The sequence below is a fragment of the Micromonospora sp. CA-259024 genome, from assembly GCF_050936255.1.
Lineage (GTDB): Bacteria > Actinomycetota > Actinomycetes > Mycobacteriales > Micromonosporaceae > Micromonospora.
Genome location: NZ_JBNJND010000002.1, coordinates 1773417 through 1795786, shown reverse-complemented (window position 1 = coordinate 1795786; position 22370 = coordinate 1773417). Strand labels below are relative to the sequence as shown.

General features: G+C 71.4%; 18 protein-coding genes and 1 pseudogene. 6 read left to right on the top strand and 13 right to left on the bottom strand.

The window, feature by feature from the left end; genetic code table 11:
- Nucleotides 1-2: 2 nt before the first annotated feature.
- Nucleotides 3-1481, bottom strand: coding sequence for a glutamate--cysteine ligase (locus ACQEUX_RS27840; RefSeq protein WP_433054420.1), 1479 nt, complete (start codon nt 1479-1481; stop codon nt 3-5).
- A gap of 297 nt (nt 1482-1778) precedes the next feature.
- Nucleotides 1779-2360 carry a YceI family protein gene (locus ACQEUX_RS27835; RefSeq protein ID WP_433054417.1) on the bottom strand — a complete coding sequence of 194 codons (582 nt, stop codon included), beginning with the start codon at nt 2358-2360 and terminating at the stop codon, nt 1779-1781.
- A gap of 99 nt (nt 2361-2459) precedes the next feature.
- Here ACQEUX_RS27835 and ACQEUX_RS27830 point away from each other — a divergent pair, with 99 nt between their 5' ends.
- Nucleotides 2460-2963: a MarR family winged helix-turn-helix transcriptional regulator gene (locus ACQEUX_RS27830; RefSeq protein ID WP_433054414.1), complete on the top strand. Its 504-nt coding sequence runs from the start codon at nt 2460-2462 to the stop codon at nt 2961-2963.
- Nucleotides 2964-3168: 205 nt separating this feature from the next.
- On the opposite strand, the pseudogene ACQEUX_RS27825 reads toward ACQEUX_RS27830, so the two are convergent.
- The 3 genes and pseudogenes from ACQEUX_RS27825 to ACQEUX_RS27815 form a co-directional block, all read right to left on the bottom strand.
- Nucleotides 3169-5811: pseudogene (locus ACQEUX_RS27825) on the bottom strand (ATP-binding protein); the annotation flags it as partial.
- A 133-nt stretch (nt 5812-5944) separates the two neighbouring features.
- A complete protein-coding gene (locus ACQEUX_RS27820) occupies nt 5945-7093 on the bottom strand; it encodes an acyl-CoA dehydrogenase family protein (protein WP_433054411.1) in 1149 nt (382 codons plus the stop codon).
- 76 nt (nt 7094-7169) lie between these two features.
- On the bottom strand, nt 7170-8702 hold the full coding sequence (locus ACQEUX_RS27815) for an acyl-CoA carboxylase subunit beta (protein WP_433054408.1): 1533 nt from the start codon (nt 8700-8702) through the stop codon (nt 7170-7172).
- Between the two features lie 169 nt (nt 8703-8871).
- On the opposite strand from ACQEUX_RS27815, the gene ACQEUX_RS27810 reads away from it, so the two are divergent.
- Complete coding sequence (locus ACQEUX_RS27810) at nt 8872-9432, top strand: snapalysin family zinc-dependent metalloprotease (RefSeq protein WP_433054405.1); 561 nt, start codon at nt 8872-8874, stop codon at nt 9430-9432.
- A gap of 60 nt (nt 9433-9492) precedes the next feature.
- Here ACQEUX_RS27810 and ACQEUX_RS27805 read toward each other — a convergent pair whose 3' ends face one another.
- From ACQEUX_RS27805 to ACQEUX_RS27795, 3 genes are all read right to left on the bottom strand, one after another.
- Nucleotides 9493-10413 (bottom strand): hydroxymethylglutaryl-CoA lyase, encoded by a 921-nt coding sequence (locus tag ACQEUX_RS27805; protein WP_433054402.1) that lies wholly within the window; start codon nt 10411-10413, stop codon nt 9493-9495.
- A 139-nt stretch (nt 10414-10552) separates the two neighbouring features.
- A complete protein-coding gene (locus tag ACQEUX_RS27800; RefSeq protein WP_433054399.1) occupies nt 10553-11890 on the bottom strand; it encodes an acetyl-CoA carboxylase biotin carboxylase subunit in 1338 nt (445 codons plus the stop codon).
- A 71-nt stretch (nt 11891-11961) separates the two neighbouring features.
- Complete coding sequence (locus tag ACQEUX_RS27795; protein ID WP_433054396.1) at nt 11962-12561, bottom strand: TetR/AcrR family transcriptional regulator; 600 nt, start codon at nt 12559-12561, stop codon at nt 11962-11964.
- A gap of 99 nt (nt 12562-12660) precedes the next feature.
- Here ACQEUX_RS27795 and ACQEUX_RS27790 point away from each other — a divergent pair, with 99 nt between their 5' ends.
- A complete protein-coding gene (locus tag ACQEUX_RS27790) occupies nt 12661-13932 on the top strand; it encodes an MFS transporter (protein WP_433054393.1) in 1272 nt (423 codons plus the stop codon).
- Between the two features lie 13 nt (nt 13933-13945).
- Here ACQEUX_RS27790 and ACQEUX_RS27785 read toward each other — a convergent pair whose 3' ends face one another.
- Nucleotides 13946-15103: an FAD-dependent oxidoreductase gene (locus ACQEUX_RS27785; protein WP_433054390.1), complete on the bottom strand. Its 1158-nt coding sequence runs from the start codon at nt 15101-15103 to the stop codon at nt 13946-13948.
- A 107-nt stretch (nt 15104-15210) separates the two neighbouring features.
- On the opposite strand from ACQEUX_RS27785, the gene ACQEUX_RS27780 reads away from it, so the two are divergent.
- The 3 genes from ACQEUX_RS27780 to ACQEUX_RS27770 all read left to right on the top strand — a co-directional run bounded on the left by ACQEUX_RS27780 (nt 15211) and on the right by ACQEUX_RS27770 (nt 17598).
- On the top strand, nt 15211-15792 hold the full coding sequence (locus tag ACQEUX_RS27780) for a TetR family transcriptional regulator (protein WP_433054387.1): 582 nt from the start codon (nt 15211-15213) through the stop codon (nt 15790-15792).
- A 67-nt stretch (nt 15793-15859) separates the two neighbouring features.
- Nucleotides 15860-16408, top strand: a complete 549-nt coding sequence (locus ACQEUX_RS27775) for a SigE family RNA polymerase sigma factor (RefSeq protein WP_433054384.1) — start codon at nt 15860-15862, stop codon at nt 16406-16408.
- Complete coding sequence (locus tag ACQEUX_RS27770; protein WP_433054381.1) at nt 16405-17598, top strand: hypothetical protein; 1194 nt, start codon at nt 16405-16407, stop codon at nt 17596-17598. Before ACQEUX_RS27775 ends, ACQEUX_RS27770 begins: the two co-directional genes overlap by 4 nt.
- Nucleotides 17599-17745: 147 nt before the next feature.
- Here ACQEUX_RS27770 and ACQEUX_RS27765 read toward each other — a convergent pair whose 3' ends face one another.
- The 4 genes from ACQEUX_RS27765 to ACQEUX_RS27750 all read right to left on the bottom strand — a co-directional run bounded on the left by ACQEUX_RS27765 (nt 17746) and on the right by ACQEUX_RS27750 (nt 22217).
- Nucleotides 17746-18648, bottom strand: a complete 903-nt coding sequence (locus tag ACQEUX_RS27765) for a sulfurtransferase (protein WP_433054378.1) — start codon at nt 18646-18648, stop codon at nt 17746-17748.
- A gap of 100 nt (nt 18649-18748) precedes the next feature.
- Entirely contained in the window at nt 18749-20872 is a 2124-nt protein-coding gene (locus ACQEUX_RS27760) for a hypothetical protein (protein ID WP_433054375.1), read from the bottom strand.
- 128 nt (nt 20873-21000) lie between these two features.
- Nucleotides 21001-21447: a hypothetical protein gene (locus ACQEUX_RS27755; RefSeq protein WP_433054373.1), complete on the bottom strand. Its 447-nt coding sequence runs from the start codon at nt 21445-21447 to the stop codon at nt 21001-21003.
- Between the two features lie 2 nt (nt 21448-21449).
- Complete coding sequence (locus ACQEUX_RS27750) at nt 21450-22217, bottom strand: SGNH/GDSL hydrolase family protein (protein ID WP_433057185.1); 768 nt, start codon at nt 22215-22217, stop codon at nt 21450-21452.
- Between the last annotated feature and the right edge of the window lie 153 nt (nt 22218-22370).

Below are 22370 nucleotides of genomic sequence, written 5' to 3'. Positions count from 1 at the left end.
GTTCAGTCGACCGACCAGGTGTGCACGGGTTCGTTGGAGCGCTGGAGTTCCGCGTACCGCTGGACCATGTGGTGCAGCGCCCCGGCCCGGTCCATGCCCCGGTGCCGCTCCGCCGCCCAGACCGCCTCGGTCTGCCAGACGGCACCGTTGCGGCCGGTGCGGCAGCGCTGCTCGATGATGTCGAGCAGCCGGTCCCGCTGTGTCGGGGCGACACCGAACCCGTCCAGGCCGGCCGCAGCGATGGGCAGCAACTGCTCCAGCACCAGCTTGGTGACCGGCACGTCGCCGAGCCCGGGCCAGTGCAGCACGGCGTCGAGGCCACGCCGGGCGGCGGCGTGGAAGTTCTCCTCGGCGGAGCTGAAGGTGAGTTGGCTCCAGATCGGACGGTCCGCCTCGGCCAGACCGCGCGCCAGCCCGAAGTAGAAGGCCGCGTTGGCGAGCATGTCCACCACCGTCGGACCGGCCGGCAGTACCCGGTTCTCCACCCGCAGGTGCGGACGGCCGTTCATGATGTCGTAGACCGGGCGGTTCCAGCGGTAGACCGTGCCGTTGTGCAGCCGCAACTCCCCGAGCTGCGGTACACCGCCGGCGTGCAGCACCTCCACCGGGTCCTCGTCCTCGCAGATCGGCAGAAGCGGCGGGAAGTATCGGACGTTCTCCTCGAACAGGTCGAAGATCGAGGTGATCCACCGCTCGCCGAACCACACCCGGGGCCGTACGCCCTGGGCCTTGAGTTCGTCCGGGCGGGTGTCGGTGGCCTGTTGGAACAGGGCGATCCGGGTCTCGGCCCACAGTTGGCGGCCGTACAGGAACGGGCTGTTCGCCCCGATCGCGACCTGCACACCGGCGATGGCCTGGGACGCGTTCCAGTAGTCGGCGAAGCTGTCCGGTGCCACCTGGAGGTGGAACTGGAGGCTGGTGCAGGCAGCCTCGGGGGCGATCGAGTCGGTATGCGTCCGCAACTGCTCGATGCCCCGGATGTCCAGCTCGATGTCCTCGCCGCGAGCACCGACGATCTGGTCGTTGAGCGCCCGGTAGCGCTCGTTGGTGGAGAGATTGTCCTCGACCAGGTGCCCCTCGGTGAGGGTGGGCAGGATGCCGACCAGGACGATCTTCGCGTCGGACCTGGCCGCGCGCTCGTCGGCACGGGAGAGGCTGCCGCGCAGGTCGCGCTCGTAGTCGGCGAAGCCGGTGCCCTCGATCAGTCGGGGTTCGGCGTTGAGTTCCAGGTTGAACTGCCCCAGCTCGGTCTGGAAGAGCGGGTCGGCGATGTCGGCGAGGATCTCCTCGTTACGCATCGCCGGCTCGGCCGCGGAGTCGACCAGGTTGAGCTCGATCTCCAGGCCGGTCATCGGCCGGTCGGCATCGAAACCGAAGTCGTCCAGCATCAGGGCGAAGACGTCCAGGCAGCGGCGCACCTTCTGCCGGTAGCGGACGCGATCCTCCCGGGTGAAGGCGCCCTGCGAGACGTCCCTGCCCATGTGTCCTCCCCACGCCCGGCGCGGTCGGGATCCTGCCGTCCCGGAAAGCGCATTGTGAACCATCCACGTTAAGAGCGCCCACCTGACCGGGGCCAGAGGCCAACGGCGGTGATCCGACATCGACCGGAGCGGAGGCGCTCGTGGTGCCATCTGTACCCCGTCGCCGGCGGACTGGACCCGATGGCGGTGCGAACAAGTCGTGACAAACACCACGAGCTGATCCAGCCGGCACGCGGAGACGACGCAGGGCCCACGCCGACGTGCGGCGCAGGCCCTGCGTACCGGTGATCCGGGGGATCAGGCCTGGCGGATGGCCTCGCCCTCGATCTCGATCTTGATCTTGCGGCTGACCAGCACGCCCCCGGTCTCCAGGGCGACGTTCCAGGTCAGACCGAACTCCTCGCGGTCGATCTCGGTGCTCGCGGAGAAGCCGAAGATGTCCTGGCCGAACGGGCTTCGGCCGACACCCTCGAACTCCACCTCCAGCTCGACCGGCCGGGTGACGCCCTTGATGGTCAGCTCACCGACGAGCACGAACTCGTTGCCACGCTGGGACTTGACCCCGGTGCTGCGGAAGTCGAGCGTCGGGAACTTCTCGGAGTCGAGGAACTCGGGGCCACGCAGGTGCGCGTCCCGGTCGGCCTGGGTGGTGTCGACGCTGGCGGCCTGGATGGTCGCGACGACCGACGACTGCAGCGGGTCCTCGGCGACGGTGATGGTGGCGGTCGCGTCGTTGAACTCACCGCGAACCTTGCTGACCATCATGTGCCGGGCAACGAAGCCAACCCGCTTGTGCGCCACGTCGAGCGCGTAGGTGCCGGCCGTCGGGATGGTGAGGCCGTCCCAGTCGCGGGTAACCGCATCGGTGCTGCTGGTCATGCTGCTGTCCTCCAGAAGATTGTTTAGTAGCCCAACGACTGCTTGAGCAAATATAACCGCAGCAACATTCCCGGTGTCAAGCACTGCTAGGATGAACGAGTGACCAACGTCTTCGACGATCCCCGGATCACCGCCGTCGGCCTGCTCTTCGAGGCACACGCCGGGCTTTCAGCCCGGTTCACCGCCCAACTCGAGGAGCATGGCCTCTCCGCGGTCGAGTTCGAGGTCATCACCCGACTGGCCCGCTCGCCGGGCAATCAGCTGCGCATGACCGACCTCGCCGCGCAGACCTCCCTGTCGACCAGCGGGGTGACCCGCGTCGTGGACCGGATGGAACGGGACGGGTTGCTCACCCGGCGGGCATGCCCCCACGACCGGCGCAGCTCGTACGCGGTGGTCACCGCCGCCGGTATGCAGCGACTGAACGAGACGCTCCCCGGGCACCTGCAGATGATCGAGCAGTGGTTCACCGGCCAACTCGACCCCGAGGCACTGGCGGCTCTGCTCGACGGGCTGCGCCGGATCCGCGACGCCGTTCATCCGTGTGCCACCGCCGGCAGCGACGACGTCAGTCCTGAGCAGCAGGCCGCCCCGCAACCGTGAGCTGACGGGGGTGGCGGCACCGGCAGAAAAACCGGCAGAACTGGCCCAGCCAAGCTGGAGGACTCGGTCTAAACCGACTTTCTGCCGCCGTAGCGGTGGCAGGCTTCGTTCACCGGGGATCACCGGGGGGTGACGGCGCGGGCGAACAGCGAGGGGTAGCACCAAGGGGGCTTTTCGCCCGCGCCACTCTCCCGTCCCGAGCGGCGGACAGCGCATAGAGCAGCCCAGACTCCTGCGGCAGCAACCGGATTCCGCTCTCCCGGCAGACCAGGTCGAGCCGGTCGAGGACCGCCGGGTCCCCAGTGCTGGCGGCCAGTCCCACCAGCGCCTCCACCACATCCCTACGATCCTGACTCGCGCCGTCGGCGGCGGCGGCGAACCATTCGGCGGCCAACTCCCGGTCACCCCGGTGGAGCGCCAGATTCCCCTCGATCAACGCACAGATCCCCGCCTCCGGCCCACCCCAGGACAGCGCGGCGTCACCCGAGCGCGGTCGTGGCGACACGCCTCGTGGCGACACGGCCACCGCAGCCTCGGCGGCCCCCGAGCGCAACTCGGCCAGCACCTCGGTCGCCTCCGCGCCACGCCCGTCCTGGGCGAACGCCAACCCGACCGTCCCGAGCACCCGGCGGCGGCGACCCAGGTCACCCAACTCGGACAACGCCGCCATCGCCCGCCGGCCATGGTCGACGGCGTCGGCGTACGCGCCTTCCAGGCGGGCGACCTCGGCCCGATTGGCCCAGGCCAGCACCCGCAGTCGCTGCTCCCCGCCCTCGGCGGCGAGTCGGTCCGCCGCGGCGAGCCGGCGGCGGGCCGCGGCCAGGTCACCGGCCCGGATCTCGTGCCAGGAAAGGCTGTTCTGGGCCACCGCGAGATCCCGGATCCGCCCGTTGCGGGCAGCCAACCGCAGCACCGCCTCGGCCTGCTCGCGAGCCTCGTCCTGCCGGCCGACGGAGATCAGCAGGGCGCCGAGCACGTTGCGCGCCTCCAACTCCCCGGCGACGTCGCCGGCCTGCCGGAAGGTGTCCAACGCCGCACGCGCCGTCGGCAGTTCCTCGGCGCCCGCGCCGTGCTCGGCCGCGAGCCGGGCAACCCCGACGGCGGCCCAGCCGCGCAGGATCGGATCGGCGTCGGCGGTCCGGGGGTCCGCCAGCAGCCGCCGCAGCCACTGCCGCCCGGCAACGTCGCGCCCACGGATCCGCCACCAGCGGGGCAGGCAGGCCGCCAGCCGCAGCGCGGTCAACGGATCGTCGGTGGCCGCGTGGGCCAGCGACGAACTGATGTCACTGCTCATCTCGTCCAGCCGGTGCACCGCGTCGGGTGACCGTGAGCCGACCAGGTCGGTCGCGGTCCGTGCCACCAGACGAGCGATCACCTCGGCGTGCCGGCGTCGGATGCCTGTCAACTCGCCCCCGCCGGCCGCCTGCTCGACGGCGTAGTCACGGACCGCGTCGAGCAGCCGGAACCGAAACGACCCGGTGCCTCGTACGCTCAGCAGCCCGAGCTCGACGAGCCGGTCCAGCAGTGGAACGGGATCGATCGCCACCGTGCCGTCCCGGTCGGCCTTGTCGGCGAGCAGCTCCTCGGCCAACTCGACCGACCAGCGGTTGCCGAACGCGGTGAGCTGCCGCAGCGCGGCCCGCTCGTTCGGTGCCAGCAGCCGATAACTGGTCGCCACCGCGTCCCGCAGGGTGACCGTGGCCGCCGCCCTGGAGGCGTCGGGGCCGCTCGACAGACGGGTGAGCGCATCCGGTGGGTCCCAGCCGGGATGGACCGCCGGGTCGGCGGGAGTGGTGAGGTCGAGCACGCGGTCGCCGTACCGGTCGAACAGCTCGGTGAGATCGAGGAGCCGGCCCCGGGCGGCCATCAGCTCGATGGCCAGTGGCAGTCCTCCCAGCCGGCGAACCAGCGCGGTCAGCGCTGGCAGCTCTTCGGGGGTGGGCGGCTCCCGGCGGACCTGAGCGAGCCGGGCGGTGAACAACGCGACCGCCGGCCACGATTCGAGCGTGGCGGGCCCGGAGCGTTCGGCGTCCGGCGGCGGCACATCGAGCGGCGCGACCGGCCAGACCCGCTCGCCGGGTAGCCCGACCGGGTGCCGCCCGGTGACCAACACCCGCAGCGAGGGCAGGGCACCGGTCAGCCGGTGCAGTGTCGCGGCCACCGGGCCCGGGGCGCGTTCCACCGCGTCCATCACCAGCAGCGCCGGGCGCCCGCCGAGCCGAGCCACGAGTTCCGGCAGCCGCGCCGCGCCAAGCACGGCCATCGAGGCGGCGAGCACGTCCGGACCGTCCGCGCCCTCGCCGACCAGCATCCCGGCCACGCCGGCCGGGTGGGCGAAGGCGGCCAGGTGCGCCACCGACGTCGCCAGGGCGGTCTTGCCGACCCCGGCCAACCCGACCAGGCTCACCAACCGGGGGCCGCGCTCGGCCGTCAACATCCCGGCCAACTCGGTGAGATCGCGATCCCGGCCAATCAGCGCGATCGGCGGCGGGAGGGCGACCGGAGGGTCGGCGGCCGATGCCGCCGCGGCGGTGCTGCCGCTGATCGCGAGCGCCGTCGAGGCGTCCGGCAGGGGAGACTCGGCGCCGGAGAGGCCGCGGGCCGCGGCCAGGAAGACAGCCCGGCCGGTGCCGGTCAGTGCCAACGCCCCGGCGAGCAGCTCGACGGTGGTGCGCTGTGGCCGGAGCGACCGGCCACGCTCCAGGTCACGCACCGTGCGCACACCCACCCCGGCCCGGGACGCCAGCTCGGCCTGGGTCAGGCCGGCGGCACGTCGGTGCCCGCGGAGCAGCTCCGACAGGGCGGCACGGCCAGCCGGGCTCCGCGACCGATCATGATCCGGAGTCATGGGCACGAAGAGTACGGATGGACCCCGACGGTCGGCAGTCGAACGTCGGGCTACCGACGCCCGCTCGCCGATATCCGACAGCCGTACGGACAGCCCGCCCGGGACGGATGGTCAGCCGGTTCGGCAGGACCCTTCAGAGACCCAGGTCGCGCGCGATGATCATGCGTTGCACCTCGCTGGTGCCCTCTCCGATCTCCAGGATCTTGGAGTCCCGCCAGAACCGGGCCACCGGGTACTCGTTCATGAAGCCGTACCCGCCGTGGATCTGGGTGGCCTCCCGGGCGTTGTCCACCGCGATCGTGCTGGCGTGCAGCTTGGCGATGGCGGCCTGCCGCTTGAACGGCTCGCCGGCCAGCATCCGGGCGGCGGCGTCGTAGTAGGCCAGCCGGGCTGTGTGCGCCTTCAGCTCCATGTCGGCGATCTTGAACTGGATGGCCTGGTTGTCGCCGATCGGCCGGCCGAAGGCGTGCCGCTCCTTCGCGTACTTGATCGACTCGTCGACGCAGCCCTGGGCGAGGCCGACGGCGAGCGCGGCGATGGCGATCCGACCCTCGTCCAGGATCCGCAGGAACTGGGCGAAGCCCCGGCCCCGCTCGCCGAGCAGGTTGGCCGCCGGCACCCGGCAGTCGTCGAAGGTCAGCTCGTGGGTGTCCGAGGCGGTCCAGCCCACCTTGGAGTAGCCGGGCGCCACGGTGAAGCCGGGTGTGCTCGTCGGCACGATGATGGTCGACAACTCCTTCGAGCCGTCCGGGTTGGTGCCGGTCACCGCGGTGACGGTGACCATGGCCGTGATGTCGGTCCCCGAGTTGGTGATGAACGCCTTCGACCCGTTGATCACCCATTCGTCGCCGTCCAGCACCGCCCGCGTCTGGGTGCCGGCGGCGTCCGAGCCGGTGCCCGGCTCGGTCAGACCGAAACCGGCCAGCGCCTCGCCGCTGAGCAGCTTGGGCAGCCAGGTCGCCTTCTGCTCCTCGGTGCCGAAGCGGTAGATCGGCATCGCGCCCAGCGAGACCGCGGCCTCCAGCGTGATGGCCACGCTGGAGTCGACCCGAGCCAACTCCTCCAGGGCCAGGCAGAGCGCGAAGTAGTCGCCGCCCATGCCGCCGTGCTCCTCGCCGAAGGGCAGACCGAACAGGCCCATCTTGCCCATCTGCCGGATCACCTCGTACGGAAAGGTGTGCTGCTCGTAGTGCTCGGCGATGACCGGCGCGACCACCTCGCGCGCGAAGTCCCGCACGCTTTCCCGCAGCGCCGCTTGTTCGTCGGTGAGCCGGAAATCCATCTCATCCTCCTGTGTGGACGGTCCGCCGGGCGCTCGTGACGCCGGGGCGGGTCGCGGTGAGGGGCTGGGTCGAGGATCAGACCGGGGTGACGCCGTGCCGACGCCGGGAGAAGTGCCGGTCCTTGGTACGCGCGGCCGCGAAACGACGGACCAACTCGGTGCGCAGGTCGTGCGGCTCGACGATGGCGTCCACCACCAACTCGCTGGCGAGCCGGACGACATCGATGTCCTGCTCGTACTCGGCCCGTTTGGCGGCGACGAAGGCCGCCCGTTCGTCGGCGTCCGGGATGGCGGCGATCTTGTTGGCGTAGACCGCGTTCACGGCGGCCTCGGCCCCCATCACCGCGATCTTCGCGGTCGGCAGCGCGATCGTGGCGTCCGGCTCGAACCCGGGGCCGGCCATCGCGTAGAGGCCGGCGCCGTACGCCTTGCGGACCACCACGCAGATCTTCGGCACGGTCGCCTCGGAGATCGCGGTGATCATTTTGGCACCGTGCCGGATGATGCCCTGCTTCTCCACAGCGCTGCCGACCATGAAGCCGGGCACGTCACTGAGGAACAGCAGCGGCACGTTGAACGCGTCGCAGAGCTGGACGAACCGGGTGGCCTTGTCGGCCGAGTCGACGAAGAGCACGCCGCCCTTGAACATCGAGTTGTTGCCGACCACGCCGACGACCTGGCCGTCGAGACGACCGAAGCCGATGGTCAGCTCCTTGGCCCAGAGCGCCTGGATCTCGAAGAACGAACCCTCGTCGAGCAGGCCCTTGACGTAGCGCCGCATGTCGAACGCCTGCCGCTCGCTGGCCGGCACCAGCGCGGCCAGGTCGGCCTTCGCCGGCGCGGCGACCGCCTCGGCGACCGGCGGCTGCTGGGTCCAGTTCGCCGGCAGGTACGACAGGTAGGTCTTCACCACGTCGAGCGCGTCGGCCTCGGTCTTGCAGAGGAAGTGCCCGACGCCCGATTCGGCGGTGTGCACCTTGGCCCCGCCCATCGCCTCCAGGGTGGTCTTCTCGCCGGTGACCATCTCGACCATCCGGTCGGAGCCGAGATACATGCTGGCGTTGCCGTCGACCATGGCCACCACGTCGCAGAACGCCGGGATGTACGCCCCACCGGCGGCGCTCGGGCCGAACAGCGCGCAGACCTGCGGGATCGAGCCCGAGGCGCGCACCTGGTTCCAGAAGATCTTGCCGGCGCCACGCCGGCCGGGGAAGAGGTCGACCTGGTCGGTGATCCGAGCGCCGGCCGAGTCGACCAGGTAGACCATCGGCACACCGGCGCCGTACGCCCGCTCGATGATCCGGATGATCTTCTCGACGGTGCGGGCGCCCCAGCTGCCGGCCTTGACGGTGGAGTCGTTGGCCATCAGGCAGACCTGCCGGCCGTCGATCGTGGCGGTGCCGGTGACCACCCCGTCGGCGGGCAGCCCCTCGGCCAGTGTGTTGGCGTAGAGACCGTCCTCGACGAAGGAGCCCTCGTCGACCAGGAGCGCGACCCGCTCGCGGGCGAAGAGCTTGCCCTTGGCCGCGTTGGCCGCGTGGTACTTGTCCGCGCCGCCGGACCGGGCCCGCTTGCGCAGCTGCTCCAGCGCCTCACCGTCGAGCGTCACGCCGACTCCCTCGCCGTACCGACCTGAACGATCGTTAGGCTAGCGCATCGGCGCGCCCGTCGGCGACCCACGAGCGAATCAGACGGCGAAGCCGAGAGCAATACATTGAAAAACCTGAATCTATGCGGCTAGTCTCCTGGCACCCCCTCCTCCCGGATTGGAGTCAGCGATGACCTCACGACTCGGTCGGCTTGCGGTCGCCCTGGTGGCGACGGCAGGTGCCACTCTCGGCGTCACGGTCGCCAACCCCTCGCCCGCGTCCGCCGCCATGACCATCTGCTACAACACCAGCCAGGCGGGAAGCTACGCCGGCACCGCCAACCAGGCCGCGTCGATCTGGAACAACGCCACCGTCAACCTGACGCTCTCCGCCAACTGCGGCTCCAACCTGCGGATCTACCAGATCACCGGCGGCGGCTCGTACGCCGTCCGGACCAGCCTCGGCAACGGCCGGGTCTACATCGACACCCAGCAGGCGGCGCAGTACAGCCCGCTGCGGATCATGACCCACGAGATCGGGCACATCCTCGGCCTGCCCGACAACTACAACGGCAACTGTGCGCTGCTGATGTCCGGCGGCAGCGCCGGCACCAGCTGCACCAACCCGTACCCGAGCACCACCGAGGCGAACCGGGTGAGCAACCTCTTCGCCGGCACGTTCAGCGCCACCGACCGCAGCGCGGACATCTTCCGGGACAGCTGGCCGGCCACGCTCGCTCCGGTGAGCTGACCGACCTGATCCGTCGGAGGGGCCGGCATCATGCCGGCCCCTCCCCACGTTCCTGAGCGATCAGCTCGGCATCGGCGTCAGCCGGGTCCGCGGGCCGGCACGCAGCACTCCGGACGGGAGCTTCTTGCCGAGCAACTCCTCGGCCAGCTCCGCCACCTCGATGAGGGCCGCCAGGTCGACGCCGGTGTCGATGCCCATGTCGTGCAGCATGTGCACGGCCTCCTCGGTCGCCAGGTTGCCGCTCGCCCCCGGCGCGTACGGGCAGCCACCCAGGCCACCGACGCTGGCGTCGAACTCGGTCACCCCCAGCTCCAGCGCGGTCAACAGGTTGGCCAGCGCCGTACCCCGGGTGTTGTGGAAGTGCAGCAACACCGGGACGTGCGCGTTGCGGTCGCGTACGGCGGTCAGGAGCTCGCGGACCCGGCGGGGAGTGCCCATGCCCGTGGTGTCGCCGAACGCGACCCGGTCCGCGCCGTCGCGGACGACCCGGTCCACGATGCGCGCCACCCGCTGCGGGTCGATGTCCCCCTCGTACGGGCAACCGAAGCTGGTCGCCACGATCACCTCGACCCGCGCGGAGGCGCCGTGCAGCAGGTCGATCAGCTCGGCGATGTCGTCCAGCGACTCGTCGGTCGATCGGTTGACGTTGCGCCGGTTGTGCGTGTCGCTGGCCGAGACCACCACCTCGATCTCGGTGAACCCGGCGGCGAGGGCGCGCTGGGCGCCTCGGGTGTTCGGCACCAGCGCCGAGTAACGCACCCCGTCGGCCTTTCCGGCCCGCTGCCACACCTCGTCGGCGTCCGCCATCTGCGGGATCGCCTTCGGGTGCACGAACGACACCGCCTCGATCCGGCGTACGCCGGTGCCGGAGAGCGCGTCGAGCAGACGCACCTTGGCGTCGGTCGGGATCGGGTCCTCGTTCTGCAACCCGTCCCGTGGCCCGACCTCACGGATCGACACGGAGTTCGGCAGGTCCGTCATAAGGGGTCACCTCACTGTGACGTAGTGCTGTGGCGGTCCTCCCAGCATGCCACCCCGCCGACGGCCGGGTTGATCAAGAGGTTTGCGTCATCCGCGGCGGAAATCCTGACGCAAACCTCTTGATCAACAGGGTTGGGGGTCAGCGCATGCGGGAGACGATTCCGGTGTCGTAGGTGCCGGAGAGGAACTCCTCGTTCTCCAGCAGCTCGGCGAAGAAGGGGACGTTGTTCTTCGGGCCCTCGATCTGGAAGGCCGCGACGGCTGCCTTCGCGCGATCGAGCGCCTCGTCGCGGGTCGCGCCGCTGACGATCAGCTTGGCCAGCAGGCTGTCGTAGAACGGGGTGACCGTGTTGCCCTCGGTGTAGCCGGAGTCCACCCGGACTCCCGTACCCGTCGGTTCCACCCAGGTCCTGATCACACCGGGGCCGGGCAGAAAGCGCTTCGGGTCCTCCGCGTTGATCCGCATCTCGATGGCGTGCCCGCTCGGCGTCAACGCGTCCGGGTCGAACGTCGGCGCCAACCCGGAGGCCACCCGCAGTTGCTCCTCGACCAGGTCGACGCCGTAGACGTACTCGGTCACCGGGTGCTCCACCTGCAACCGCGTGTTCATCTCCAGAAAGAAGAAGTCTTCGGTGGCTGGGTCGAGCAGGCACTCCACCGTGCCCGCGTTGCGATAGCCGACCGCCTCGCCGGCCCGCACCGCCGCAGCCAGGAGCCGGGCTCGCAGCTGCGGCGAGACCGCCGGGGACGGAGACTCCTCGACCAGCTTCTGGTTGCGCCGCTGCACCGAGCACTCCCGCTCGCCGAGCGCCACCACCCGGCCGTCGGCCAGGCCGAGGATCTGCACCTCGACGTGCCGCACCCGGGGGAAGTACCGCTCGATCAACACCGAACCGTCGCCGAACATCCGCTCGGCGAACGCGCGCACCTTGTCGTACTCGGTGCGCAGCGCGGCCTCGTCGACGGCCACGCCCATGCCCATGCCGCCGCCGCCCGCGGCGGCCTTGACCATCACCGGGTAGCCGATCTCGGCGGCGGCCGTCACCGCCGCGTCCAGGTCGGCGGCCGGGTCGGTGGTGCCGGGCGCGACCGGAACACCGGCCGCCGCCATCAGGTTCCGGGCGTTGATCTTGTCACCCATCGCGGTGATCGCGTCCGCGTCGGGTCCGACCCAGATCAGGCCGCTCGCCTCGACGGTACGGGCGAACTCGGCGTTCTCCGACAGGAAGCCGTACCCGGGGTGGATGGCCTGTGCGCCGGTCGCCTTCGCGGCGGCGAGGATCGCCTCGGTGTTGCGGTAGCTCTGCGCCGGGTTGGGCGGGCCGATCAGGACCGCCTCGTCCGCCTCGGCGACGAACGGCAGGTCGACGTCGGCTTCCGAGTACACCGCGATCGCGCGGATGCCGAGCTGCTTGGCGGTGCGGATGATCCGGCGGGCGATCTCGCCCCGATTGGCGACCAGCAGAGACTCGATCATGTTTCCTCCCGGCGTCCGGATGGTGGGACGATGTCAGGGAATCATGACCGACACGGTTCTGACGAGTCGGCTCAGGCGAGCAGCGCGGCCAGGGTGGCGTCGCGCAGCAGCTCGGCGCGGCGCCGCCGGTCCACCTCGCCACCGAGGAACAGGGTCGAGTTCATCAGGCCGAACGCGGCGTGCGCGAGCACCCGCGCCTCACCGTCGGGCATCCCCGGGTGCAGCGCGGTGAGCACGGTCACCCACTCCTCGACGTAGAGCCGTTGCAGTCGACGAATCCGGCGCCGCGGCTCCTCGGGCAGGCGGTCCAGCTCGTGCAGGTGCAACGCGATCACCGCCGGATTGGCCAGCGCGAACTCCACGTGGAAGTCGATCAGCGACTCCAGCACGCCACGCGGGTCGTCCGAACGCCCGGCGGCGCGTTCCCGCCCACCGGCCAGCAACCCCTCACTGACCGGAATCAGCGCGGCGGCCAGCATGGCTTCCTTGCCGGCGAAGTGGTGGTAGAGCGCCGGACCGGTGACCCCCGCCGCCGCGCCGATGTCGTCCATCGACACACCGTGGTAGCCACGGGCGGCGAACAAACCAACCGCGATCTCCAGGATCTCGTCCTTGCGGGACCTGCGCCGGCCCGCACCCGCCGCACCCCGTGCCTGCTGCTCCACCGTCACCGGGCAAGCGTAGACCGCAAGCTGCCTGCGGTGGAGTGGTGGTTACGCCGACTGTGGCGGGCTTGACCCTCGACCCGGTCGAACCCGCACGGTCACCGGATGACCTCCTCCGCTCTCGGCCGGGACTTTCGGCTGCTCTGGTCCGCCACCATCTCGTCACGGTTCGGGGACGCGCTGCGGACGCCGGCGCTGGCGTTGCTGGCCGCGACGCTCACCCGCGACCCCCGGGTAATCGCGGCGGTCACCGTGGCTGGTCAGCTGCCGCCGTTGCTCTTCGGCCTGCTCGGCGGCGTGTACGCGGACCGCTGGGACCGCCGGCGGACGATGGCCCTGGTGGACGGGGTACGCGCCGCCGTGGTGGCGGCGCTGGCCGTGACGGTCGCCCTCGATCGGGTCAGCGTTCCGGTGCTGCTGGTGGTGGCGTTCCTGCTCGCCACGCTGGGGACACTCTTCGACTCCGCCTCGTTCGCGGTGCTGCCCACGCTGGTGCCACCGGACGCGCTGCCTCGGGCGAACGGTCGGCTTCAGGCGGGGTCCGCGGTGGCCGGCGGTTTCCTCGGCGCGCCCGCCGCGGGTGTCCTCTTCGCCGTCGCCCCGGCTCTCCCGTTCGCCCTCGACGCCGTCACCTTCGCCGCGGCCGCCCTGCTCGTGCTGGCCCTCGCCCCAGCTCCCGTGACGAGCGTGCAGGCACGGCCCGGAGCAGGGCGCGGATCGGTGTGGGGCGAGATCGTCGAGGGACTGCGCTGGCTGCGGGCGCACCGGACCCTGTGGCGGGTAACCCTGCTCACCGCCGCGAGCAACCTGGCGATCAGCGGGATCATGGCGGTGTTGGTGCTCTATGCGCTGGACGTGCTGCGGGTGCCCCCAGCCGGGTACGGGCTGTTCGCCGCCGCTGCCGTCGTCGGGGGCGTGGCGGGGGCTCTCGGGGCCGGTCGGCTCGCCGCCCGACTGGGCACGGTTCCGGCGCTGTGCGCGGTGCTCGCCGCACAGACCGTGGCGCTGACCGGGTTCGCGCTGGCTCGGCATCCGGTGCCGGGTGGCTTCGCGCTGGCCGTCTTCGCCGCCGGCACCGTGGTGTGGAACAGCCTGTGGGCGTCGTACGGGCAGCGGCAGGTGCCGGCCGGGCTGCTCGGCCGGGTCGGTGCGGCCCAGCGGATGGTCGGTCTGCTCACCGCACCGATCGGCGCGGCGCTCGCCGGGCTGGCCGCCGCCGCGTACGGGACCGTGCCGGTGGCGGGTGCGGCGGCGGGCACGTTCGCGCTGGTCACCGTGGCCGCGTGGCGGATACTGCGACCGGTGCCGCCGGCCGACACGCCCATCAGCGGCCAGACAGCAGCCCACTCAGCGCGGCACCGGTCGCGCCAGACCTGAGCCACCGGCGCGGCTAGCCCGGCGTGCGTTCCCGGTGGGACAGCCCGGACAGGCGCAGCGCGACCTGCCGGCGGGCCGGCGGCACGGCACCGAGCAGCCGGAGCAGTACGTCACGGACCGGCCGGCGGGCCGGGGAGACGGTGGCCAGTCGGGTCAGCCCGGCGGCGAAGCTCAGCACGTCCTCGGCCATCGGCCGCTGACGGGCGGCGTAGTCGTCGAGCAGCGTGTCCGGGCCGCCGCCGAGCACGTCCGCGACAGCACTGCCGAGGGCAACCCCGTCGCAGATGCCGAGATTCATGCCCTGCCCGCCAGCCGGGCTGTGCACGTGCCCGGCGTCCCCGGCCAGCAGCACCGGCCCGGCTCGGAAGGTGTCGGCGATCCGGTGGTGCACCCGGAACCGGGAGCCCCAGAGCACCTCGGTCACCCGGTCGGGTCGTCGCGACGGGCCGCGCTCGTCGAGCAGCGCCTGAAGGTAGGCCGCATCCGGTTCGGCCGGGGCCGTCGCCACGGCGGCGACCAGCCGGACCACCCCGTCGGGAAGCGGCGCCCAGATCAGCGGCCCGGAGCGGGCGAGGAAGAGTGCCGCCTCGTCGCGAGGCAGCACGCTGCGCACCCGTACGTCGGCGAGCACGAAGGACTCCTCGTCCTCCGGGCCGGCGAAACCGATGCCGGCCAACTGTCGGACCGTGCTGTGCAGGCCGTCCGCGCCGACCACGAACCGGGCGCGCAGCGCCTCGCCGTCGATCTGCGCGAGCACCCCGTCACTGGTGCGGTCCAGCCCGGTCAGCCGGCACGGGCGTCGGACCTGGACGCCGAGGTCGGCCAACTGCCCGGCGAGCACCGCCTCGGTGACCGCCTGGGAGACCAGCAGCGCGTAGGGGAAACGGGACGGCAGCTCATGGAACGGCACCGACAGCAGCAGCCGGTCCCGGTCGCGCACGGTGAAGCGCGGTGACCGCACCCCCTGGGCGAGGAGCGGCGCCGCGGCGCCGATCAGGTCCAACACCTCCAGGGTGTACGCGTGCACGACCGCTGCGCGAGAGGTCGCCGGCGGCTCGGCCAACTGGTCCAGCACGGTCACCTCCATCCCGCGCCGAGCCAGCGTCAGCGCGGTGACGAGACCGGTGGGGCCGGCACCTACCACCAGAACATCGGTGCTCGTGGGCAGCATGGCAACCTCCAGGCGACCATTGCCAACATCTGTTGGCAAACACTTGTTGGCGACGTTAGAGCTCTGTCGATTGGTATGTCAACAGTCGTTGGCATACGGTCGTTGACATGACAGCGTCCGCCCAGCCGACCCCTCCCCGCCGCTCGGACGCCACCCGGGCCGCGATCCTGCGAGCGGCCCGGGAGCGGTTCGCGGCGGACGGATACGAGCGCGCCACGATCAGGGCCATCGCCGCCGACGCCCGAATCGACCCGTCGATGGTCATGCGCTACTACGGCAGCAAGGAGGGGCTCTTCGCGGCGGCGGCCGAGTTCGACCTACGCCTGCCCGACCTGGCCCCCGTGCCACCTGCTCGCCTCGGCGAGGTGCTGGTCCGGCACTTCCTCACCCGCTGGGAGGGCGACGAGACCCTCGTGGCGCTGCTGCGGGCCGCCAGCACCAATCCGGGCGCGGCCGAACGCATGCGCGGCATCTTCGCCGACCAGCTCACCGCCGCCGTGGCCGCGTTCGGCACCGATCCGGCGATGACCGCCCGACGTGCCGGCCTGGTGGCCAGTCAGATCCTCGGCCTCGCCTACACCCGGTACGTCGTCCGCCTGCCACCCATGGTGGACACCACACCGGAGGAACTGGTCTCCTGGATCGCACCGACCCTTCAGCGATATCTGACCGGAATGCCGGAGAGCTGACCCAACCTTTTCCCCCTCTCCGTGCGTCTGCCAGGTGACGTGCGACGCGACGGCGGGGAGGGGGCGGATGGCACCGACGGGGAACGACGGACGTGACGGCTACCTCGCCTTCGTGGAGAGCCACCAACACCGGCTGCTCCGTGCGGCGTACCTGATCTGTGGCAACCGGCACCAGGCCGAAGACCTCCTCCAGGACGCCCTGCTGAAGCTGGCGCTGCGCTGGGCCTCGGTCCGGGACGGCGACCCCGCCGCGTACGTGCGGGCGATCCTCTACCGGGACGCGGTGTCGTGGTGGCGTCGCCGACGGCGGGAATGGCTCAGCGCCGCGCCGCCGGAGCAGATCGCCCACGACCGTGACGGAGCATTGCGGCTGACGCTGCACGACGCGCTGGGCCTGCTGCCACCACGGCAGCGAGCCGTGCTGGTGCTGCGCTACTACGAGGACCTGACCGAGGTCGCCACCGCCGAGGCGCTCGGGGTAACCGTCGGCACCGTGAAGAGCCAGTGTCATGCGGCGCTGCGCCGACTCCGCGAGGTCGCCCCGGATCTCGCCCGGGACGCCCGACCGGGCCAGGGCTCGGCCGACCTGGCCAGCGGCCTGGAGGTGAACCCGTGAACGAACAGGACCTGCGCCAACTGCTGACCGTCAGCGTCGAGGACGTACTGCCCAGCCAGCCGGCAACGGCCGGATGGGAGCGGGCTCGGCGTACCCGGCGCACCCGACGGGCTGTCGGCGCGGTCGCCCTCGCCGTGACACTGGTCGGCGGTGGCACGGTGGCCGCCCTGCGACCGTCCGCCGATCCACCGACGGTTGGTCCGGTCGCCCCGACGGTGACCCCGACCGTCGAGCCCACCCATGCCGGTCCGGTGCAGAAGCCCCCCACCGAGTTGACCTTCCCACCCGATCCGCTGGCGCGGATCGCGGATCCGGCGACCGTGCGGCTGTCCGAGCGACCGGTCCAACGTGCGCTGGCGCTGTTCCAGCCGCTGGACGAGGAGAATCGCGCGGACGGCCCGGTTCGGGTGCTCGGCGACGACGGCGTGGTGCGCAGCCTCGACGTGGTGACGCCGGCGCCCACCCGGGACGCGGGCGGCAACGAGGCGGCCGCCGTGAAGCCAGGCGTCCTGTCGCCGGACGGTCGGTCGGCCGCGTTCGCGCAGACCGGGGAGCTGATCATGGTCGACCTCACCACGGCGGCTGTGCGCCGGATACCGCTCGACGGCTATCTGGAGCTGGTGGTCTGGGCGAACGACCGGGTGCTGGTCGGCGGCGACGACCGGACGTACGCGGTGGACCGGATCACCGGCGCGGCGAGCACGTTCGACGTGTCGGCCTGGGACGTGGTCGCACCCGACCCGGCCGCCGGCCGCGAGGCGGCACTCATCGAGATGATCGGCGAGCGGGGTGGGCTCACGCTGCGCAGTCGGACCGCCCGCGAGGGCACCGTCCGCTCCGAACAGCCGATCACCGGCGACGCGCTGCCCTCGCCGTACCAGGTCAACGAGTTCTACGGCCGGGGCTGGCTGCACGGCGAACGGCTGGCGCGCGCGGCATGGATCACCAACAGCGAGATCGACGGCGCCGAGGGAGTGGCCGTGCTGGACGCCCGCACCGGCGGGGTGACCCACCTGCTCGACCTGGGACGAGACCGCGCCAAGGGCTGTTGCCCGGTGCTGGGCTGGGACAACAGGGGCGCGGTGCTGCTCCGCCTGGAACCGGCCGGCCTGGCGCGCTGGAACCCGGAGACCGGCGAGATCAGCGGCATCGTCCGCGACCTGCGCGGCATGGTGGCACTCGCCGGCTGAACGGCGTCGTCTCGGCGTGATCGACTCGGGTTCATTGATGTTGCGGTGTCCAGGCGCGTGGGATAGCCCGACATCAGTGAACCCGAGTCGATCAGGCGGCGACCGACCGGTGACCCCGGAGGTCAAGCGGCAGAGCCGCCGGCCTGGTCAGGCGGCGAGGCCGCCGGGCTGGTCGCCCTTCACCACGGGGGCCCGGACCAGGTTGCCCCACTCGGTCCACGAACCGTCGTAGTTGCGCACCTGCGGGTAGCCCAGCAGGTGCCGCAGCACGAACCAGGTGTGGCTGGACCGCTCACCGATCCGGCAGTACGCGATCACGTCGTCGTCCGGGCTCAGCCCGAGCTGGTCAGCGTAGATCGCGCGCAGCTCGTCGGCGGACTTGAACGTGCCGTCGGAGTTGGCGGCGGACTTCCACGGCTTGCTGACCGCACCCGGGATGTGCCCGCCACGCAGCGCGCCCTCCTGCGGGTAGTCCGGCATGTGCAGCGTCTCGCCCGTGTACTCACTCGGCGAACGGACGTCGACCAGCGGCCGGCCGGCGGCGATGTGCGCCATGACCTGCTCACGGTAGGCCCGCAGCGGCGCGTCGTCGCGCAGCGGCACCGGATAGTCGGCGCGGGGACGGGCCGGCTTGTCGCGGGTCACCTCGCGCCCCTCGGCGATCCACTTCTGCCGGCCGCCGTCGAGCAGTCGCACATCGGCGTGGCCGAAGAGCGAGAACACCCAGAGGGCGTACGCGGCCCACCAGTTGAAGTTGTCGCCGTAGAAGACGACCGTGTCGCCCCGGCCGATGCCCTTCGCGGCACACAGCTCGGCGAAGCTCTTCGCATCCAGGTAGTCCCGGGTCACCTGGTCGTTCAGCTCCAGGTGCCAGTCGACTTTGACAGCACCGGGGATGTGACCGGATTCGTAGAGCAGCACGTCCTCGTCGGACTCGACGACGACGAGACCCGCATCGCCCAGGTGCACGGCCAGCCACTCGGTGGTGACCAACCGCTGTGGGTCCGCGTACGACTGGAGGCGGGGATCAGGATCGCTCGGCACAGACATGATCCCCAAGGTACGCCGGATCGCCGCCCTCGACCGCTGTAACGGGACCGGCCCACCACCCGCACGGGAATGGTGGGCCGGCCGTTGCGACCTGCTCCGGTTACTGCCCCGATTCGACCGGCGGGGCTTCGGCGACCAGGAAGGTGTACGTCCGCTCCGGGGACACCGTCCCGTCCACGAAGAGGCTGCGAACCGTCAGGGTGTGGGTACCGGCCTGCTCCGGGGCCCAGGTGACGATGGCGCTGCCGTTGACGTCGGCGCCGATCCCCTGCTCGGGGCCGTCGTCGAAGCGGTATCGGAACTCCGTCGTGCCGGGCACCTCGGAGCTGATCCAGAAATCACCCGGCTGGCCCGGCCCGCCGGCCGGATAGCTGGGGTCGTAGAGGAAACCCTGGATCACCGGCAACAGGTCACGCACGAAGAAGGTGAAGCTCGCCGGGTCCGACTGGGTGCCGTCCCGGTTGACGCTCCAGACGGTGAGCGGGGTGAAGCCCGCCTTCGTCGGCGCCCAGGTCACCGACGCCGTACCGTCGGCCGCCGCGGCCACGGTGCTGGTCACCGTGCCGAAGCGATAGCGGTAGCTGACCACGTCGGGCTGGCGCGGGGTGAAGGTGAAGACCCCCGGCACACCCTGGCCTCCGCTGGTGCCGCCCTGCTCGTAGACCGTCGCGGCGATCTTCGGGGCCGTGGTCAGCCGGAAGGTGCGTACCGCGGTGGCCGTCACGCCCTCGGCGGTGACGCTGGTCACGGAGAGCGTGCGGTTGCCGCCCCGGGTCGCGGTGACGGTCAGCGAGGCGGTGCCGTCGGCCGCCGCCTCAACCGTCTGCTCCGGGTCACCATCCAACTGGAAGCGGTAGCGGACCACCCCGGCCATCCCCGGCTGGACGGTGAACGTGGCCGGCACCCCGATCTCGGTGAGGCTGCCGGTGATGATCGGCGTGACATCGCTGGCAAGGAATTCGTACCGCGCCTCGGGCGACCAGTTCCCGGCCGCGTCCACGCTCATCACGCTCAGGCTGTTGAACCCAGTCCGGGGGTTCAGGGTCAGCGTGGCTGAGCCACCGGGCCGCTCGGCGGACACCGTCTGGTAACCGGCGCCGTTGAGTTGGTAGCGGAATCCGACAGCATCCGGCGTCGCCCCGGCGTCGAAGGTGAACTGGCCGGGCAGCGCCGGGTGCCAGCCCTCGGTGGGGAAGTCGGTGGAGGTGACGACCGGCGCGACCGCCGGGCCCTCGAAGTCGGTCCGGAAGTAGCAGAGGCCACTCCACTCGCCGGTAGCCCGGCTGTCCGCCGCGCGCACCTGCCAGGCATATACCCGGTCATGGGTCAGCGTGTCGCCGGGGAAGAGGGCGCTTCCCCGCTCGCCGTCGTGACCGATTCCGGTCCGCTCGATCCGGGCCGCCGGCTCGTCGACCGGCCAGAGCGCGAAGGTGGCGGTCAGCAGGTCGGTGCCACCGGATTCGTTGCGGTTCTGGTCGTGCAGGACGGCGGAGAGCCCCAGGTCACCGCTGAGCTGGAGCTGGTACGGCTCGACCTCGGTGCACGGCTTGCCGGAGGTCTGCAACTCCGTCGGGACGCCCGGCGGATAGTTGAAGTCGATGGAGATGCCAACCGTGCTGGCGTAGCGGCGGCCCAGCGTGGGGTTCGCCTCCACGACGGCCGGCAGCCGGAGCGCGAGGGTGAGCGTCGAGGCGCCCTCGGCCAGCGCCTGCCGCAGCCCCTCGGCCGCGTTCCACTCCACGTACGGCGCGGGGCAGCCGGCGGTGTCGGGCAACGTGGCCGTGTGCAGCTTCGCCAGCTCGGCTGGCGGATTCGCCCAGTTCGACCCGTCGTTGTACGGGGCGGTGCGCCACAGCTCCACGCCCGGACGCTTGGTGCAGTCGACGACGGAGGTCTCCTTGGCGGAGAAGACCGCTGACTCGATTACCGCTCCCCGGTAGCGGGAGATGTCGAAGGTGAAGTAGGCCCGGGCCGTGTGCTTACGCCCCTCGGCGTCCTTCCAGGACCCGACCGGCACGTCGCCAGCCTGATCGATGCTGATTGTGGTGGGCCGTTGTGAGTCCGTGTAGGCCCAGGAGTTGTTCCGCTCGAAGCGCACGTCGTACGCCGCGGCTGGCGTGGCCGTGAGCGTGAGCATCCCGGCGGCGACCGTCAGGGACAGCGCCGTGCCCAGCAGGGCTCGGAGCGGTCTTACGGATGTCGTCGTACCAGGTATGAGGGTCATCCCCCATCCACCTTTCCCCGATGTCCCCGCCTTCCGATCGACGGGGGCAGCGGATGCTATCGGGGATGGCGGACATCGGGCGAACCCGATTTGCTCGGACCGCTCCAGAGTGGATTCGGTCGACCTGCTCAGGCGCGCCGGTGGGCGATCCGACCGGCCACCACGGTTACCAGGCAGACACCGTCGGCACCGTGGACCGCCAGGTCGGCCCGGCCGCCCGGCAGCAGCGCCACCGGCACCGCGAGGGGCAGCGTCAGCAGGTCACTCCTGTCGACGGCGGCCCGCAGCGCCGGGTCGGTCAGGTGCTGTGTGAGCACCGCCGTCACCCCGATTCGCAGCAGCGCGTGCACCCGCTCACGTGGAGTGGGCGCCGCCGGAAGGGGGCCGTCGTGCAGCAGTCCCGGCCCCAGCGTGCCGGGCCAGCGGCGGACCCGCACACCCACGTACGCCTCGCTCAGCTCGGCCAGCGGCTCGACAGCCTCGACTCGGTCGTCGCTGACGAGCACGGCGTGATCCGGCACCGGCTCGCCGTCGGGGGTACGCCGCAGTAACGGCGCGGTGTGCAGGGTGCGCACGCTCAGTCGGCGATCGGCCCGAGCAGCGGGCGCTTCGCCGTCACCGTGTCACCGGACGACCGGCCGGTCAGCCGTCGTTTCACCCAGGGGGCAAGATGCCGCCCGGCCCAGCGCAGATCGGCGGCACGGGCGGCCAGCCACGGCGATGGCTCCGGGTGCGGCGGGACCATGAGCCATTCCTCTTCGCAACCAATCCCGAGCGCGTTCAGCACCTGCCCGGCGACCCGTCGGTGACCGGCGGCGGAGAGGTGCAGCCGGTCGGTGCTCCAGAGCATCGGGTTGAGGAAGGTGTCGTCGGCGTACAGGTCGACCATGATGGCGCCGTGCCGCTGCGCGGTCTCGCCGACCGCCTGGTTGAGCAACTGCACCCGGGGAGCGACGAGGCGCTGACCGGGCAGTCGGGCCATCACGTCGGCGAACCGGAAGAGCAGCACGTCCGCGCCGTTCGACCGCAGTTGCCCGACCACCTCGTCGAAGCGGGCGACCAGCGCGTCCGGGTCGAAGGTGCGGCGCAACACGTCGTTGCCGCCGGCCGCGAAGCTGATCAGATCCGGCTTCATCGCCACTGCGGCGGGCACCTGCTCGGCGACGACGCTGGGGAAGAGACGACCCCGGATGGCCAGGTTCGCGTACCGGAAGTCGGGGCCCGCCTCGGCGGCGAGCCGGGTCGCCACCAGGTCCGCCCAGCCCCGGTAGGTGCCGTCCGGGTACGCGTCGTCCATGCCTTCGGTGAAGCTGTCCCCGACCGCGACAAAACTGCGCCAGCGCACCCGCGCCCCCTCACGCCATTCGTTGCCTGCGGCGACCAGTCTGTCACCGAGAGCTGGCCCGGTCACCGCCCGAGACGTGTGGGCCGTGCCACCCGAGCACCTGGCCGCTCCGCCTGCGCCACACCCGGACAAATTGGATCGCCGCGCCCGCCG